General features: G+C 67.2%; 14 protein-coding genes and 1 pseudogene. 11 read left to right on the top strand and 4 right to left on the bottom strand.

What is annotated here, in order from left to right; all coding sequences use genetic code 11:
- Window positions 1-8 precede the first annotated feature (8 nt).
- Window positions 9-1,517, top strand: coding sequence for a carboxylesterase/lipase family protein (locus N416_RS0106250; RefSeq protein WP_024441262.1), 1,509 nt, complete (start codon window positions 9-11; stop codon window positions 1,515-1,517).
- A gap of 16 nt (window positions 1,518-1,533) precedes the next feature.
- Here the strand turns inward: N416_RS0106250 and N416_RS0106255 are convergent, their stop codons facing one another.
- On the bottom strand, window positions 1,534-2,094 hold the full coding sequence (locus N416_RS0106255; RefSeq protein ID WP_024441263.1) for an RDD family protein: 561 nt from the start codon (window positions 2,092-2,094) through the stop codon (window positions 1,534-1,536).
- Window positions 2,095-2,186: 92 nt separating this feature from the next.
- Here N416_RS0106255 and N416_RS23740 point away from each other — a divergent pair.
- The 3 genes and pseudogenes from N416_RS23740 to N416_RS0106265 form a co-directional block, all read left to right on the top strand.
- Window positions 2,187-2,504: pseudogene (locus tag N416_RS23740) on the top strand (DUF2784 domain-containing protein); the annotation flags it as partial.
- Between the two features lie 51 nt (window positions 2,505-2,555).
- Complete coding sequence (locus N416_RS23745; protein ID WP_024441264.1) at window positions 2,556-3,128, top strand: isochorismatase family protein; 573 nt, start codon at window positions 2,556-2,558, stop codon at window positions 3,126-3,128.
- 85 nt (window positions 3,129-3,213) lie between these two features.
- Window positions 3,214-3,657 (top strand): molybdopterin-binding protein, encoded by a 444-nt coding sequence (locus N416_RS0106265; protein ID WP_024441265.1) that lies wholly within the window; start codon window positions 3,214-3,216, stop codon window positions 3,655-3,657.
- A 1-nt stretch (window position 3,658) separates the two neighbouring features.
- On the opposite strand, the gene N416_RS0106270 is transcribed toward N416_RS0106265, so the two are convergent.
- On the bottom strand, window positions 3,659-4,012 hold the full coding sequence (locus N416_RS0106270; RefSeq protein ID WP_024441266.1) for a DoxX family protein: 354 nt from the start codon (window positions 4,010-4,012) through the stop codon (window positions 3,659-3,661).
- A 72-nt stretch (window positions 4,013-4,084) separates the two neighbouring features.
- On the opposite strand from N416_RS0106270, the gene N416_RS0106275 reads away from it, so the two are divergent.
- Genes N416_RS0106275 through N416_RS0106305 form a run of 7 tightly spaced genes read left to right on the top strand, consistent with a single transcriptional unit; the run spans window position 4,085 to window position 11,850 of the window.
- Window positions 4,085-4,978, top strand: coding sequence for a sigma-70 family RNA polymerase sigma factor (locus tag N416_RS0106275; RefSeq protein ID WP_024441267.1), 894 nt, complete (start codon window positions 4,085-4,087; stop codon window positions 4,976-4,978).
- A 34-nt stretch (window positions 4,979-5,012) separates the two neighbouring features.
- A complete protein-coding gene (locus N416_RS0106280; RefSeq protein ID WP_024441268.1) occupies window positions 5,013-5,768 on the top strand; it encodes an ATP-binding cassette domain-containing protein in 756 nt (251 codons plus the stop codon).
- Between the two features lie 2 nt (window positions 5,769-5,770).
- Window positions 5,771-7,684, top strand: coding sequence for a YhgE/Pip domain-containing protein (locus N416_RS0106285; protein ID WP_024441269.1), 1,914 nt, complete (start codon window positions 5,771-5,773; stop codon window positions 7,682-7,684).
- A 13-nt stretch (window positions 7,685-7,697) separates the two neighbouring features.
- Window positions 7,698-9,035: a sugar ABC transporter substrate-binding protein gene (locus tag N416_RS0106290; protein WP_036457419.1), complete on the top strand. Its 1,338-nt coding sequence runs from the start codon at window positions 7,698-7,700 to the stop codon at window positions 9,033-9,035.
- Window positions 9,032-9,916: a carbohydrate ABC transporter permease gene (locus N416_RS21345; protein WP_036457390.1), complete on the top strand. Its 885-nt coding sequence runs from the start codon at window positions 9,032-9,034 to the stop codon at window positions 9,914-9,916. The genes N416_RS0106290 and N416_RS21345 overlap by 4 nt, the downstream gene beginning before the upstream one ends.
- A complete protein-coding gene (locus N416_RS0106300) occupies window positions 9,913-10,752 on the top strand; it encodes a carbohydrate ABC transporter permease (RefSeq protein ID WP_024441271.1) in 840 nt (279 codons plus the stop codon). Before N416_RS21345 ends, N416_RS0106300 begins: the two co-directional genes overlap by 4 nt.
- 33 nt (window positions 10,753-10,785) lie before the next feature.
- Window positions 10,786-11,850 (top strand): ABC transporter ATP-binding protein, encoded by a 1,065-nt coding sequence (locus N416_RS0106305; RefSeq protein ID WP_024441272.1) that lies wholly within the window; start codon window positions 10,786-10,788, stop codon window positions 11,848-11,850.
- Here N416_RS0106305 and N416_RS0106310 read toward each other — a convergent pair.
- Both N416_RS0106310 and acnA read right to left on the bottom strand, forming a co-directional pair.
- Window positions 11,788-12,921, bottom strand: coding sequence for a tellurite resistance/C4-dicarboxylate transporter family protein (locus tag N416_RS0106310; RefSeq protein ID WP_024441273.1), 1,134 nt, complete (start codon window positions 12,919-12,921; stop codon window positions 11,788-11,790). The two genes, N416_RS0106305 and N416_RS0106310, sit on opposite strands and share 63 nt — an antisense overlap.
- Entirely contained in the window at window positions 12,921-15,719 is a 2,799-nt protein-coding gene (gene acnA / locus N416_RS0106315; RefSeq protein ID WP_024441274.1) for an aconitate hydratase AcnA, read from the bottom strand. Before acnA ends, N416_RS0106310 begins: the two co-directional genes overlap by 1 nt.
- Between the last annotated feature and the right edge of the window lie 46 nt (window positions 15,720-15,765).

The following is a 15,765-nucleotide window of genomic DNA, read 5'->3' on the forward strand; positions in this document are numbered from 1 at the left end:
TTCGGCTCATGCATAACCACCCTGTGCAGGCCCGCATCGCCACCGGCGTTGTGGAGGGTTTCGTCCGCGACGGGGTGCGCAGATGGCGGTCCATCCCTTATGCCCGTCCGCCGGTCGGTCCGCTGCGGTTTCGGGCGCCCCAGCCGGCGGAGCCGTGGTCTGGGGTGCGCCATTGCCACGGATTCACCAACTGCGCGCCGCAGGAACGGTTCTACACCGTCCTGGGTCCCGGCCGGTTCCAGCCGACCAGCGAAGACTGTCTGACGCTCAACGTGGTAGCCCCGGAGCGCACCGACACCGAGCCGCTGCCGGTCATGGTGTTCATCCACGGTGGCGGCTACATCATGGGCAGTTCGGCTACCCCCATCTATGACGGTGCGGCGCTGGCCCGTCGCGGGTGTGTGTACGTGTCGGTCAACTACCGGCTGGGCGCGCTGGGCTGTCTGGATCTGTCGTCGCTGTCGGCCCCCGGCGTCACCCTGGACAGCAATCTGTACCTGCGCGATCTGGTGCTTGCCCTGCGCTGGGTTCAGGAGAACATCGCGGCGTTCGGCGGCGACCCCGACAACGTCACCATCTTCGGGGAAAGCGCCGGCGCGCACGCGGTGGCCACCCTGCTGGCGGTTCCCGCGGCGCAAGGCCTGTTCGGCCGTGCGATCGCCGAAAGCCCGGCCGCGGGGCTGGTGCGCAACACCGACATTGCTGCCGCCTTCGCCGAACGATTCGCCGCGCTGCTCGGAGTACGCCCGTCCGACGGCGCCCAGGCGCTGCTGCGCGTGACGCCGTCGGAACTGCTCGCCGCCCAGGACCGACTGATCGCCGACGGCAACCGAGACATGCTGGGCGCGTTCCCGATCGGCCCGGTCTGCGGAGACGACGTACTGCCGGTGGACCCGGTTGAGGCGATGCGGCAGGGGTCGGCGCACCAGGTTCCGCTCATCGTGGGCAGCAACGCCGATGAAGGGCGGCTGTTCACCCGGTTCTTGCGGATGCTGCCGGTCGACGAGCCGACAGTCGAGGCGGTGCTGGCCGGCACCGACGCGGGAGTGCGCGATCGCATCATCGCCGCCTATCCGGACTACCCCAAGCGGGCGGCCTGTATCCGGCTCGGCGGTGATTTCGCCTTCAACGCCGCGGTGTGGCAGATCGCCGAAGCCCATGGGGCGCATGCACCCACCTACGTCTACCGCTACGACTATGCGCCGCGGATGCTGCGCTGGTCGGGCATGGGCGCCACGCACGCCACCGAGTTGTTCGCGGTGTTCGATGTGTACCGCACCGGCGGGTTCGGGCGCCTACTCACCGCGGGCGCGGACCGCCGCACGGCGTTGCAGGTCAGCAAGCAGGTGCAGCGCCGGTGGGGGGCGTTCAGCCGAGCGGGGGTGCCGGGCGACAACTGGCCGGCCTACACCGCCGACGAGCGCGCCGTCATGGTGTTCGACCGCAAGACCCGCCTGGAATACGACCCGGCTCCCGAGCGACGCAAGGCCTGGCAGGGCTTTTCGCTAGCCCGCTGACGCCCCGGCAGGGGAATCAGGCCCGGGTCACCCGGGTGCCGCCGGCCAGCTCGTCGTGCTTGCCCTGCTTGGTCGGACTGCCGCTGATCGTCACGGCGATCACGACGTAGGCCACGAAGGCCAGCAGCGCACCGAAGTAGGGGACCACGGCCAGCAGGGTGAACGAATTACGGATGGCCGACTGCGACGCCGTCGGCTTGGACACTCCGTCAGGTCCGTGCACCGAAAGGCCCAGCAGTCGCTTGCCGGGGGTGGCGCCCTGCGTTACCTCGAACAGCACGAAGTAGCCGAACGTCAGCGCCCCGGAGAACAGGCCGGTGACCAGGAACGGGTAATCGTCGGAGAACAAGAACACCGACAAGAAGAACGACACGATTCCGACCAGGAAGCCGTCGAGCACGCGGGCCCAAAAGCGCCTGCCGAGCCCGCCCGGTTGCTGTCCCCATCCGGGCTGGGCCCCCCAGCCCTGCGGCGGCGGATAACCGCCGGGCTGGCCATATCCAGGGCCATATCCGGGGTTTCCGGGGCTTCCTGGGCCGTAGCCAGGACCGTTCGGGCCGAAATCGCCGGTTGTCATCAGATTCACTCCTGACCACGTTGGATGTCCGCCAATGTACCGTGACGGATAGGGACGGAAGCGGTTTCTGCGGAGGGCGAAACGGCGGACCGATGTACCAGATCGCGGTGGTGCTCATCGTCGCATCGCACCTTGCGTTCGTCGGCTACGTCGTGCTCGGCGGCTTTCTCGCCGTGCGATGGCCACGCACCCTTTGGCTGCACATCGCGGCGGCGTTCTGGGCGATGCTGATCGTTGTCGGACACCTGGACTGCCCGCTGACCTGGCTGGAGCGCCGGGCGCGCGCCGCCGCCGGGATGGCCCCGCTGCCGCCGGATGGATTCATCGCCCACTATCTGGCCGGTGTGTTGTATCCGCCCGCGTGGACCACCGCGGTCGAGGTCGCGGTGCTGGGGACGGTGCTCGGATCCTGGGCGCTGTGTGCGCGAGAAGCGCTGCGGCGCCGACGATACTGTGGACGGATGCGGGCGCTGGTCATCGTCGACGTGCAGAACGATTTCTGTGAGGGCGGCGCGATCCCGGTGTCCGGCGCGGCGGCCCTCGCACAGGAGATCAGCCGTTACCTGGACAGCCCGACCGGCAAAGCCCGCTATGCGCATGTGGTGGCCACCCAGGACTGGCACGTCGACCCCGGCGCGCATTTCTCCGAGCATCCGGACTACCAGACGTCCTGGCCGCCGCACTGCGTGGCGGAAAGTCCTGGTGCGCAATTCCATCCGGCGCTGCGCACCGATCGGATCGAGGCGGTCTTCAAAAAGGGCGCCTACAGCGCGGGATACAGCGGCTTCGAGGGTGTCGATGACGAGGGCACCGCACTGCGTGACTGGCTGATCCAGCATGCAGTGCGCAACGTCGACGTGGTCGGAGTCACCACCGAGCACTGCGTGTGCTCTACCGCCAAAGACGCTGTCCACGAAGGATTTACCACCGCCGTACTGTCGAACCTGACCGCGGGCGTGTCGGCCGAGTCGACCGCCGACGCGTTGGCGGCGGTACGCAGCGCCGGTGCGACGGTGATGCAGGCGGCCCGATGACTTAAGGCCGAGGCCGCCGAGCTCACAGCAATCCGGTATTTCCCAGGAGGCTGATTAGGCGCGACAGCGGCGATAAACTCCCTGCGTGCCGAGCTTTCGTATTGCCGAAGTCGCCGAGCTCCTCGGGGTCAGCGATGACACCGTCCGCCGGTGGATCGACTCCGGTCGCCTATCGGTGACGACGGGCAGTGGTCCTCGCATGGTCGACGGTGCCGAGCTGGCACGGTTCGCCCAGGAGCGCGCTGCCGTCGAACCGGTGTCACGCAATCCGGTGGTGGGCCAGTCGGCGCGTAACCGGATGGTCGGGCTGGTCACCAAGGTCACCCGTGACACGGTCATGGCGCAGGTCGAGGTCCAGGCCGGCCCGTTCCGGTTGGTCTCGCTGGTCAGCCGGGAGGCCGCCGACGAGTTGCAGCTGCAGCCCGGCAGCCTGGTCGTCGCCTCGGTCAAGGCCACCAACGTCGTCGTCGAACTGCCGCGACGCGCCGGCGCGGCCAGCCACACCGACCCGGCCGCCGAATTCGGTTAGGTCAGGCCAGCAGGATCGCCAGCGAAGCCGCCGACAGCAGCAGATAGGCGGCGGGGAAACCGATGTTGGACAACACCCCGGCCCGCACATGGGTCACGACCGCCCCGACGAAGTACGCGACCAGGCCGGCCGCGGCCGCGATGCCGAGCTCCGGGAACCCCGCCAGGCCGGCGAGCAGGCCGGCACCGCCGGCCAGTTTCAGCCCGCCCAAGAGCGGCAGCCAGGACCGCGGCACTCCCACCCGCGCCGAATTGGCCAGCACGAACTGTGCGGGAATGAAATCGGGTACCGCGATGGCGACGGTGGCGACCGCGGTCACCACGACGGTCACCAGATAGATCGTCTGTACGCTCATGGTGTTGCTCTTCCTGTCGTCGGTGGATGTGGCTCTATCCCTGTGACGACTCCCGAACGGGAAAGGTGACCCATGGGCAACACCGATGTTTTGGCCCAACGCTTCGAGGACCACCGCCGGCATCTGCATTCGGTGGCGTTTCATCTCCTCGGCTCAACCGCTGACGCCGAAGATGCCGTCCAATCAGCGTGGCTCAAGGCCAGCAGTGCCGATTTCGCCGCGGTGGACAACCTGCCCGGATGGCTCACCACCATCACCGCACGCACCGCGATAGACCAGTTGCGGGCACGTTCGCGTCGCCTCGAGCAACCGCTGTCGGAGCCACCCGAGTTGGACAGCTCCCCGGCTATGGCCGCACCGGCCGCCGACGAACAGGTGCTGCGCTCTGAAGCGGTCAGCCGGGCCCTGCTGGTGGTGCTGGATCGGCTGTCGCCGGCACAGCGCGTCGCGTTCGTGCTGCACGACGTGTTCGACGTGCCGTTCGAGCAGATCGGCCCCGTACTGGACCGCTCGCCGGACGCGGCCAAGAAGTTGGCCAGCCGTGCCCGCGCCAGGCTGCAGGCCGCGCCGGCCGCGCAGCCGCGGCTGCGCGCCGAGCATCTCGAGATCGTGAGCGCGTTTCTGGCCGCTTCGCGCGGCGGCGACATCCCGGCCCTGCTGAAATTGTTGGCGTCCGACGTGGTGCGCCGCGTCGATCCCGTGTTGCTACCGGCCGGCGTGCCCACCGAGATGCGCGGCGCCGGCGATGTCGCCACCGAGACCCGGCACTTCACCCGGCGTGCACGCGCCGGTACCGTGCTGCTCGTCGATGGGGCACCGGGCATCGCGATCGCCCCTGCGGGTCGCCTGCTGGCGCTGTTGCGCATCGGGATCGGCGATGACGGGCGCATCCACAGCATTGAAATCGCGGGTGATCCCGAGCGGTTGCGCGACGCGACGCTACAACTCCCAGCGCCTCTGCTTTGATGGGTCACGCGAACCGATGTGTGAGGGGGCGTCCATGCCAGACGAAACGACAGCCGCAGGGGAGACGTCCGCGGCGGGGGAGAGTACGGCGCCGTCACCGCCCGCGGTGACCGCCCGCGGTATCACCATGACCGGGCCGTGGGGACGCGTCTTCGGGCCGCTCGATCTGGACATCCCGGCCGGCGGTACCACCGTGTTGGTCGGTCCTCCGGGGTCGGGTCGCACCGCCCTGATGATGAACCTGGCCGGCCGGATGAAGCCGTCGTCGGGCACGCTCACCGTGCTCGGGCGCAATAAAGCCCGCGACATCTTCGACGTCGCTGCCCTGGCAGGAATCGAACAGCTCGACGCGATCTTCGAGTCGGTCACGGTCGCAGACCTGATCACCGAACAGATCCGCTGGGATGCACCCTGGTATCAGCTGGTCCGCCGCGCCGGCGAGGCCGAGCGCGACGCGATCTGCGGCCCGGTCTTCGGCGACCTGCCGGTGCCCCGACTGCACGACTACGTCGAGCATCTCGACGAAATGACCGGGCTGTTGCTGCGCATCGCACTGGCCAACACCGCACGCCCACCGCTGCTGGTGGTCGGCAGCATCGATGAGATCAAGAACAGCCGCGATCGCGCCATCCTGCTTACCCGCCTGGTCGCCTTGGGGGAGAAGCAGACCGTGATCACGTCATCAGCCAACCCGATTCCCGACGGGTTCGGGCTCGCCGGGCAGATCACCGTCGACCGTCTGGAGCGCGCCGAGCTCGTTCCCGGCCGACACGAGAAGGGGAACCGCTGACCATGCTCGCCGGAATGTCGCTGGGAACCGACCTCAAACGCTATTCGCGTGGCACCATGCCGCGTCTGGCCCTGATCACCATCATCGTGCTGCCGCTGCTGTACGGCGCCATGTACCTGTGGGCGTTCTGGAATCCGTTCGCCGCCATCGACAAGGTCCCGGTCGCCCTGGTCAACGAGGACACCGGTGCCGTGGTGTCCGGCGAGCAGTTGCACGCCGGTGATGAAGTGACCCGGGCATTGGTCGACTCCGGCCAGCTCGATCTGCATCAGGTGTCGGAAAGCGAAGCCGTCAAGGGTGTTTCCGACGGGACCTATTACTTCTCGATCACCCTGCCCTCGGACTTCAGCACGGCGGTGGTGTCCCCGGCGGGCCCGCACCCGCAGAAGGCGCAGATCCAGTTCCGGTTCAACGACGCCAATAACTACCTGGCCTCGGTCATGGGGCAGAACGCCGCCCGCGAGGTGCTCAACGAAGTGAGCTCCAAGGTCGGCCAGAAGGTGATCGGCACCGCACTGACCCAGGTGACCGACGAGGTCAAGAAGGCGGCGGACGGAGCCGGCCAGCTCTCGGACGGCTCAAAGACGTTGGCCGACAACATGGGTACCGCGCGGGACGGCTCCGCGGCGCTCGCCGACGGAATCCGCCAGCTGAATCACGGTGTGCAACAGGCCACCGATCCACTGCTCAAGGTGACCGATGACCTCGCCAACATGGGCTTCGACCCCAACGCCGCCGGCGCGGCCGCCGCGAGCCTCAGCGGCAACCTCAAGACGGTCAGTGACCGGATCGCGTCGCTCAACGTCAACTACCAACAGGCCGCCGGGATCGTCAACCAGGTGGTCGACGCATTGCGCAACAACCCCGACCCGGCGGTACGCGGGCTCGGTGACACCCTCGCCGGTGCCCAGCGGCTGCTCGATGTCGAGGGACTGGACCCGGCCACCGACGAGGGCCTGAACCAGCTGCGCACCGACACCCAACAGCTGGAGAACGATCTGGCCAATCCCAACAGCGGGTTGCGCACCTTCATGAACCACGTCCTCGACGGCGGCCTCCGATCCGATGTGGTCGCGCTACGCGACGGCGCGACGGCGCTGGTAGCCGGGGCGAACCAGCTCAGCGACGGCCTGGTCCAACTGGCCGACGGCAGCAATCAGCTCAAGGACGGCGCCGCCCAGCTGGCGTCGGGGCTGGGCGAGGCCGACCAGCGCGCGTCGGCCATCACCGACCAGCAACGGGTGGACGTCTCGGCAATCCTGGCCAGCCCGGTCGGGGTGGACATGGACTTCACCCATCACGCCGCCACCTTCGGCACCGGTTTCGCGCCGTTCTTCTTGCCGCTGGCACTGTTCATCGGTTCGCTGATCGTATGGATGTTGTTGACCCCGATGCAGACTCGTGCCATCGCCAACGGCCTGGGCGCGCTGCGGGTGGTACTCGCGTCGTACTGGCCGGCCCTGCTGCTGGGGGTGTGCCAGGTCTTGCTGATGTACACGGTCGTGCACTTCGGGGTGGGGCTGCAGGCCCGCCACGCCGCAGGCATGGTCGCCTTCCTGGCGTTGATCGCCGCGTCGTTCCTGGCGATGATCCAGGCGTTCAACGCCGTGCTCGGTGTGGCCGTCGGCCGGGTCTTCACCCTGGCCTTTTTGATGTTCCAGCTGGTGTCGTCCGGCGGGGTGTATCCCGTGGAGACGACGGCGAAACCGTTCCAGATATTGCATCCCTACGATCCGATGACCTATGCGGTCAACGGGTTACGCCAGCTGACCGTCGGCGGCATCGACGAGCGGCTGTGGACGTCGGTGGCGGTGCTGGCCGGGATCCTGGTGGTGTCACTTGCTGCCAGCTCCTGGGCGGCGCGGCGAGATCGTCAGTTCACCCTCGAGCGCCTCTACCCGCCGATCGAAGTCTGACGGTTCGCAGGTGCTGGCCTCCGGTGCACACTCGCTCACGCGAAGAAGCGTGCTGCGCGGGGCCGGAGCGATCGGCGCAGCTGCGCTGTTGCCCGCGGCGTCGGCCTGCGGCAGTGATGACGACGCACTGACCTTCTTCTTCGCGGCCAACCCGGAAGAGGCCGACGCCCGAATGCGGATCGTCAACGCGTTCCAGCGCGAACACCCCGACATTCGGGTGCGCACCATTCTGGCCGGCGGGGATCCGACCCAGCAGATGTCGACGTTCTGCGCCGGTGGGAAATGCCCGGATGTGCTGATGGCCTGGGAGTTCAACTACGCCGGACTTGCCGACCGCGGTGTGCTGGCAGACCTGAACATCCTGCTGGATCGGGATCGGCAGTTCGCGGCGGCGTTGCACGCCGACAGCATCCCCGCGCTCTACGAGACGTTCGGCTTCAACGGCGGCCAGTACGCGTTCCCGGAGCAGTGGTCGGGGGCTTTCCTGTTCTACAACACCCGGATCTTCGCCGAGGCCGGTGTGCCACCACCACCGGGTCGCTGGGACACGCCTTGGACTTTCGGCGAGTTCCTCGCCACCGCCGCCGCACTCACCCGACGATCCGGTGATGGCCGAGTCACCCAGTGGGGCTTCGTCGACACCTGGTCGCCGCCGTACTCCGCAGCACTGTTCGGCATGAACAACGGGGTGCCGTGGGCGGTGCCGCGAGTCAACCCGACCCACCTGAACTTCGACAACGACGACTTTCTCGCCGGGATCCAGTTCTATGCAGACCTGTCAGTTGTGCACCGCGTAGCGCCCGCCGCCGCGGACACCCAGTCGATCTCCACGATGGGCCTGTTCACCGCTGGCAACGCGGCGATGGCACTCGGCGGACACTGGCGCTACCAGACCTTCGTCCAAGCCGACGATCTGGCATTCGACGTGGCGGTGCTGCCGACCGGACCGGCTGCCGCAGCCAAGGGCATGGCGGCCCGATCCGCGATCGGCAGCACCGGTCTGGCCATCGCCGCGGACAGCCGGCACCGGGAACAGGCCTGGGAATTCCTCAAATTCGCAGCGGGTCCGGTAGGACAGTCGCTGATCGGCAAGTCCGGGCTGTTCGTACCGGTGCTGCGCTCAGCGATCGACACACCCGGATTCACCGCCGCCCACACCGGGATCGGCAACCTTGCGGTGCTGACCGGCGGCCCGGCGCATTCCGAAGGGCTGCCGATCTCCCCGGCCTGGCAGAAGGTCCACGCCCTGATGGACCGCGCAATCGGGCCGGTCCTGCGCGGTAAGCGGCCCGCTGCAACGCTGAAGACCGGCCTGTCGCCGCAGATCGACGAAGTGTTGGCCACCGCATGAATCCCACCCGGCGGCGCGCACGTGCTGGGCGCTGGTTCATCGCCCCGAACCTGGCCGCGGTCGCGGTGTTCATGGCGTTCCCGCTGGCTTTTTCGCTCTACATGAGCTTCCAGCGGTGGGATCTGTTCACCCCGCCGACGTTCGTCGGCGCCACGAACTATTGCGACCTGTTCACCGGCGATCCGTTGTTCGGCATCGCGGTCCGCAACACGACGGTGTTCACCCTGGGAACCGTGATCCCGACGGTACTGATCAGCCTGGCGGTCGCGGGACTGCTGAATCGGAAGGTGAAGGGAATCGGCCTGTTTCGGGCCATTGCCTTCCTGCCGTTGGCGGTGTCCTCGGTGGTGATCGCGGTGGTGTGGCAGTTCGTGTTCAACACCGACAGCGGACTGCTCAACATCATGCTCAGCTGGTTCGGCATCGCACCGGTGCCGTGGCTCACCGAACCGCACTGGGCGATGGCCTCGTTGTGTCTGGTCAGCATCTGGAAGAGCGTGCCGTTCGCGACGGTGATTCTGCTGGCGGCCATGCAGGGCGTGCCCGACTCCCTGTACGAGGCGGCCCGCATCGACGGCGCCGGCGAGGTGCGGCGCTTCGTGTCCATCACCGTGCCGATGATCCGCGGCGCGGTGTGGTTCGTGGTGGTGATCTCGGTGATCAACGCGTTCCAGGCCTTTGATCTGGTGTACGTGCTCACCGGCAGCAGTGGCGGCCCGGAAACCGGCACCTACGTCCTGGCCATCATGCTGTTCCAGCAGGCCTTCGCCTTCTTGGACTTCGGGTATGCGTCCGCGCTGGCCTGGGTGATGTTTGCCGTGCTGCTGGTCCTGACCGTCGTCCAACTGCGCTTGTCACGCAGGAACGCGGTGGACCAGTGACCGGCCCACCGGCACGGCACCGCATTGCCGGGCTGCTGGGCGTCTACGCGGGATTGGGCGCCGTCACCGCCTGCGCACTGTTCCCGATCCTGTGGGCGCTGTCGGGCTCACTGAAGCGCCAAGCCGAGATCAGCCAACCGATGTTGTTGCCGGCCCACCCGCAATGGTCGAACTACCTCGAGGTGTTCGCCCGAATGCCGTTCTGGCGGATGCTGTTGAACACCATTCTCTACGCCGGCTGCGTGACGGCCGGACAGGTGTTCTTCTGTTCGCTGGCCGGCTATGCCTTCGCTCGGCTGCCGTTCACCGGCCGTGACACCCTGTTCGTGCTGTATCTGGCCACCTTGATGGTGCCGTTGACGGTCACGGTGATCCCGCAGTTCATCTTGATGCGGGTGTTCGGGTGGACCGACACCATGTGGGCGATGATCATCCCCGGCCTGTTCGGCAGCGCGTTCGGCACCTATCTGATGCGACAGTTCTTCGCCACCGTGCCCATCGATCTGGAAGAGGCCGCGATCTTGGACGGGTGCTCACCGTGGGCGATCTACTGGCGGATCCTGTTGCCGCACGCCAAACCTGCGGTGATGGTGCTGGCAGTGCTGACCTGGATCAACGTCTGGAATGACTTTCTGTGGCCGCTGCTGATGATTCAGCGCAAGGGCATCGCCACCCTGACCCTCGGTTTGGTGTGGATGCAGGGGGAGTACGTCGCCGAGTGGCCGGTGCTGATGGCCGCGTCCATGCTGATGCTGGCCCCGCTGGTGATCATCTATGCGATCGCCCAACGGGCCTTCGTCAGCGGGATCGCGGCCACGGGCTTCGGTGGACGGTAGTCGGGAGACGGTGGACGAAGTCAGGAGAACGCAGTGGCCTCAGTGACCTTCGCCTCGGTGACCCGGCACTATCCGGGCGCCGAGCGCCCCGCCCTGGACGCGTTGGATCTGGCGGTCACCGACGGCGAGTTCATGGTGCTGGTCGGACCGTCGGGGTGCGGCAAGACGACGACGCTGCGCATGCTGGCCGGCCTGGAACCCGTCGACGCCGGCCGGCTCTACATCGGCGATCGCGACGTCACCGCGACTGACCCCGGCCATCGCGACATCGCCATGGTGTTTCAGAACTACGCCCTGTATCCGCATATGACGGTGGCGCAGAACATGGGCTTCGCACTCAAAGTCGCCAAGACGCCGAAGGCCGAGATCCGCGCCAGGGTGGCCGAAGCCGCCCAGCTGCTGGGTCTGGCCGAACTGTTGGGGCGCAAGCCGAAGGATCTCTCCGGCGGCGAACGCCAACGCGTCGCGATGGGCCGCGCGATCGTGCGCCGTCCGCAGGTCTTCTTGATGGACGAGCCACTGTCGAACCTGGACGCCATGCTGCGAGTGCAGACCCGTAACCAGATCGCCGAACTGCAGCGGCGACTGGGCATCACCACCGTCTATGTCACCCACGATCAGGTGGAGGCCATGACGATGGGCGATCGGGTGGCGGTGTTGCGCGACGGCGTGCTGCAGCAGTGCGCCGCGCCCCGTGAGCTCTACCGCACCCCGGCCAATGTGTTCGTCGCCGGATTCATCGGGTCACCGGCGATGAACCTGTTCACCATTCCCGTCGTCGACGGCACGGTGACGCTGGGTGGCTGTGACATCGGCGTACCGAGGGCAATCGCTTCTGCGACATCGCAACTGATCGTGGGCATTCGGCCCGAGCACCTGCAGATCGCCGATCGCGGGATCGGTGCCGCGGTGGACTTCGTCGAGGAACTGGGCGCCGACACCTACCTGTACGGCACGACGGATGACCCGCGGACCTCGCAGTCAGTGGTCGCCCGGGTTCCCGGTAGCACCGAAGTGCGCCGGGGAACCCGGCTGTCACTGGGCTTCGACGCGACCGATCTGCACTTCTTCGGCGTCGACGGCGCCCGGCTCGGCTGAGCGACCGCGCGTCGCCCGGGCATTTCGCCCGGGCCCGAGGGTGACCGCCAGGTGGTGCAGCATCAGGACGAACACAACGGTCCAGGCGGTCAGCGCGATCCAGCTCTCGACCGAACCGATGTAGTAGACGATCGGCAGCCGGTCGGCCTGCCCCAGATAGTGGCTACCCACCCCGTACATGCCCAGCGGGAAAATCACGCTCCACCAGGGCGCTTCGTAACGAAGTGGGACACGATGCACGATATGGCGCCACACGCCGGCGGCGATCATCGGCGGGATCAGCCAGGTGCCGAACGCCCAGAACACCACCGACGTGCCGGCGATCAGACCGCGGGTGGCGTGCACCATCGGCGCTTCCGCCATCTCGACGATGTGAGCACCGGCCAGCACGGTGATCGCGGTGGCGCCCATCGCCACCCAGTACTGCGGAACGAGATCCTCGGGGAGCAGCGGGTACAGCAACAGCCGCAGCGCGACAAAGATTCCGGCGGCGCCGTAGAGGAACACTCCGATCGACCAGGAGACCACCGCGAGCAGCGCCAGGCTTTGGCGCCACGGCTCGGAAACCTCCACCTCGAGCACCGCCGCCAACACCGCGATGGACTGGCTGGCCACCACCCAGATGAACCAGGTGCCGTTGGCCCGGCGCACCACCGGCCGCTCCGAGGTCCCCAGCACCGCGGTCCATGGGATTAGATAGCCCAGTACCAGCCAGGTCAGCGTGCTGACCACCAGCAGCCCGACCGCCACAGTGCTGTGCCCGTCGATGACCAGTCGCGCTCCCAGCACATTGGTGGCCGAGACGAAGGTGAAGAGCCCGAAGGCGCGCCCGGAATCGTAGAGATCGGCCAGGAACTCGCTCCGGTAAGCGATGACGCGCACCGTCGATACCACGATCAACACCAGGTAGGAGATCACCGTCACCCACAGCAGCAGCACCGAAACCCAGTGAGATTCCTGGTGATGCATCGCGATCGACACCATGCCGCTGGCCATCACCAATGCGAAGTAGCCCGGGTTGAGCGTCCGGATCGCCTCGCGAATCCTAGTGGCCCCTGCCTGGGCGCGCATCAGTCGAGCAGCTGCCGCAGCACGTATTGCATGATGCCGCCGTGCCGGTAGTAGTCGGCTTCGCCGGGGGTGTCGATGCGCACCGTCGCATCGAATTCGATATCGCCCGCCTGTACATGCACGGTGTCGGGGATGCCGTCGGCCAGCGCGGTCACCCCGGTGATGTCGAACGTCTCTTCACCGGTCAGGCCCAGCGAGTCTGCGTCGGCGCCGTCGGGGAACTGCAGGGGAAGCACGCCCATGCCGATCAGGTTGGACCGGTGGATGCGCTCGTAGGACACCGCCAGCACCGCCCGCACACCGAGTAGCACGGTGCCCTTGGCGGCCCAGTCACGCGAGGAGCCGGATCCGTATTCCTTACCGGCCAGGATCACCAGGGGAGTGCCGGCGGCGAGGTAGTTCACCGACGCGTCGTAGATGGTGCTCACCGGACCGTCGGGCTGGGTGAAGTCGCGGGTGAAGCCGCCCTCGGTGTCGGGTGCCAATTGGTTGCGCAGTCGCACGTTGGCGAAGGTGCCGCGGATCATCACCTCATGGTTGCCGCGCCGTGAGCCGTAGGAGTTGAAGTCCTTGCGCTCGATTCCATGCTCGGACAGGTATTTTCCGGCGGGTGAGTCGTATCGGATGGATCCGGCCGGGCTGATGTGGTCGGTGGTGACCGAGTCGCCGAGTTTGGCCAGCACCCGGGCACCGGTGATGTCGGTGAGTGGTGCTGGGTCGCGGGTCATGCCGTCGAAGTACGGCGGCTGGCGCACGTAGGTGGAATCCGGCGCCCAGGAGAAGGTGTCGGTGTCGGGGACGTCCAGCGAACGCCAGCGGTCGTCGCCGGTGAAGACGTCGGCGTAGCTGGCGGTGAACATCTCGGCCTGCAGGTTGTCGTCGACCACGGCGGCGATCTCGTCGGCGGTGGGCCAGATGTCGCGCAGGTACACCGGTTCGCCGTCGCTGCCGGTACCCAGCGGATCGGTGAGCAGGTTGACGCGAAGCGTGCCGGCCAGTGCGTAGGCGACCACCAGCGGCGGGGACGCCAGGAAGTTCATGCGGACTTCGGGGTGGATGCGGCCCTCGAAGTTGCGGTTGCCCGACAGCACCGAGCACACGGTCAGATCGTTGTCGACGACGGCCTTGCTCACCTCAGGGATCAACGGCCCCGAGTTGCCGATGCAGGTGGTGCAGCCGTAGCCGACCAGGTTGAAGCCCAGCTTATCCAGGTAGGGCGTCAGGCCCGCCCGCTCGTAGTAGTCGGTGACCACCCGCGACCCGGGCGCCAGGGTGGTCTTCACCCACGGCTTGCGCGAGAGCCCCTTGTCGACGGCGTTGCGGGCCAGCAATGCCGCGCCGACCATCACCGACGGGTTGGAGGTGTTGGTGCACGAGGTGATCGCGGCGATCACCACGTCGCCGTTGTCGATCTCGGTGCGGGTGCCGTCGGCGAGTTCGATCGGCTTGGCATCGGTCCGCCAGGGCAGCTTGTCGCCGCCGGCCCACTGCGCGCGGGGTTTGCCTTCCGCTTGGGACTGGCCGAACGCGATCGGGTCGCTGGCCGGGAACGAATCCGCCGACGCCTTGTCCAGGTCTGACAGGGCCTGAGCGGTGGTTTCGGCGCCGTCGAGCAGCGCGGCGACGGTGTGCGGGGCCAACCGCAGTGGGATGCGGTCCTGGGGGCGTTTGGGGCCGGCGATCGACGGCTCAACGCTGCTCAGATCCAGTTCCAGCGTTTGCGAATAGACCGGTTCGCGATCGGGGTCATGCCACATGCCCTGCTCTTTGGCGTAGGCCTCCACCAGCGTGATCTGATGCTCAGAACGGCCGGTCAGGCGCAGATAGTCGCAGGTGACGTGATCGATCGGGAAGATCGCGCAGGTCGCCCCGTACTCCGGGCTCATGTTGCCGATCGTGGCCCGGTTCGCCAGCGGGACGTTGGCCACGCCGGGCCCGAAGAATTCGACGAACTTGCCGACCACCCCGGTGGCGCGCAGCAGCTCGGCGACGGTCAGGACCAGGTCGGTGGCAGTGGTGCCGGGCTGCAGTTCGCCGGACAGTTTCAGGCCGACCACCGGGGGGATCAGCATGCTCATGGGTTGACCGAGCATGGCCGCTTCGGCCTCGATCCCACCGACGCCCCAGCCCAGGACGCCGAGTCCGTTGACCATCGGGGTGTGCGAGTCGGTCCCGACGAGGGTGTCGGGGTAGGCCAGCGGCCCGTCGGGACTGTCGATGGTGAACACCACCCGCGCCAGGTACTCCAGGTTCACCTGGTGGCAGATGCCGGTGTCGGGCGGGACCACGGAGAAGTCATCGAATGCCTGCTGGCCCCAGCGCAGCAGCTGATAGCGCTCGGCATTGCGCTCGAACTCCAGCTCGGCGTTGATCGCGAAGGCGTCGGTGCGTCCGAAGACATCGGCGATCACCGAGTGGTCGATCACCAGCTCGGTGGGGCACAGCGGGTTGATGCGGGTGGTCTTGCCACCCAGTTCGGAGATCGCGTCGCGCATCGCGACCAGGTCGACCACACACGGCACTCCGGTGAAGTCCTGCATCAACACCCGCGCCGGCGTATAGGCGATCTCCCTGCCGTGCGCGGCGCCAGGGTCCCAGGCCGCCATTGCCTCAACCTGTTCGGCGGTGACCAGCCGGCCGTCTTCGTTGCGCAGCAGGTTCTCGAGTAGAACCTTGAGACTGTAGGGAAGTCGCTCCGAGCCCTCGATGCGATCGAGCCGTCGAATCTGATACGTGGTGTCGTCGACGCTCAGCTGACCCCGGGTACCGAAGCTGTCGAGGTTACTGTCTGCGGCCATGTGCGAGCCCTCCCACCGGTCGGATCTGTTATCACCGACCCTAGGT

Source organism: Mycobacterium sp. UM_WGJ, from assembly GCF_000455125.1.
In the GTDB taxonomy this organism is placed as follows: domain Bacteria; phylum Actinomycetota; class Actinomycetes; order Mycobacteriales; family Mycobacteriaceae; genus Mycobacterium.

Excerpts from the sequence above, each read along its gene's own strand:
- N416_RS0106250 (WP_024441262.1), top strand. The coding sequence starts at position 9 with ATGCATAACCACCCTGTGCAGGCCCGCATCGCCACCGGCGTTGTGGAG.
- N416_RS0106255 (WP_024441263.1), bottom strand. The coding sequence starts at position 2,094 with ATGACAACCGGCGATTTCGGCCCGAACGGTCCTGGCTACGGCCCAGGA.
- N416_RS23745 (WP_024441264.1), top strand. The coding sequence starts at position 2,556 with ATGCGGGCGCTGGTCATCGTCGACGTGCAGAACGATTTCTGTGAGGGC.
- N416_RS0106270 (WP_024441266.1), bottom strand. The coding sequence starts at position 4,012 with ATGAGCGTACAGACGATCTATCTGGTGACCGTCGTGGTGACCGCGGTC.
- N416_RS0106275 (WP_024441267.1), top strand. The coding sequence starts at position 4,085 with ATGGGCAACACCGATGTTTTGGCCCAACGCTTCGAGGACCACCGCCGG.
- N416_RS0106280 (WP_024441268.1), top strand. The coding sequence starts at position 5,013 with ATGCCAGACGAAACGACAGCCGCAGGGGAGACGTCCGCGGCGGGGGAG.
- N416_RS0106285 (WP_024441269.1), top strand. The coding sequence starts at position 5,771 with ATGCTCGCCGGAATGTCGCTGGGAACCGACCTCAAACGCTATTCGCGT.
- N416_RS21345 (WP_036457390.1), top strand. The coding sequence starts at position 9,032 with ATGAATCCCACCCGGCGGCGCGCACGTGCTGGGCGCTGGTTCATCGCC.
- N416_RS0106310 (WP_024441273.1), bottom strand. The coding sequence starts at position 12,921 with ATGCGCGCCCAGGCAGGGGCCACTAGGATTCGCGAGGCGATCCGGACG.
- acnA (WP_024441274.1), bottom strand. The coding sequence starts at position 15,719 with ATGGCCGCAGACAGTAACCTCGACAGCTTCGGTACCCGGGGTCAGCTG.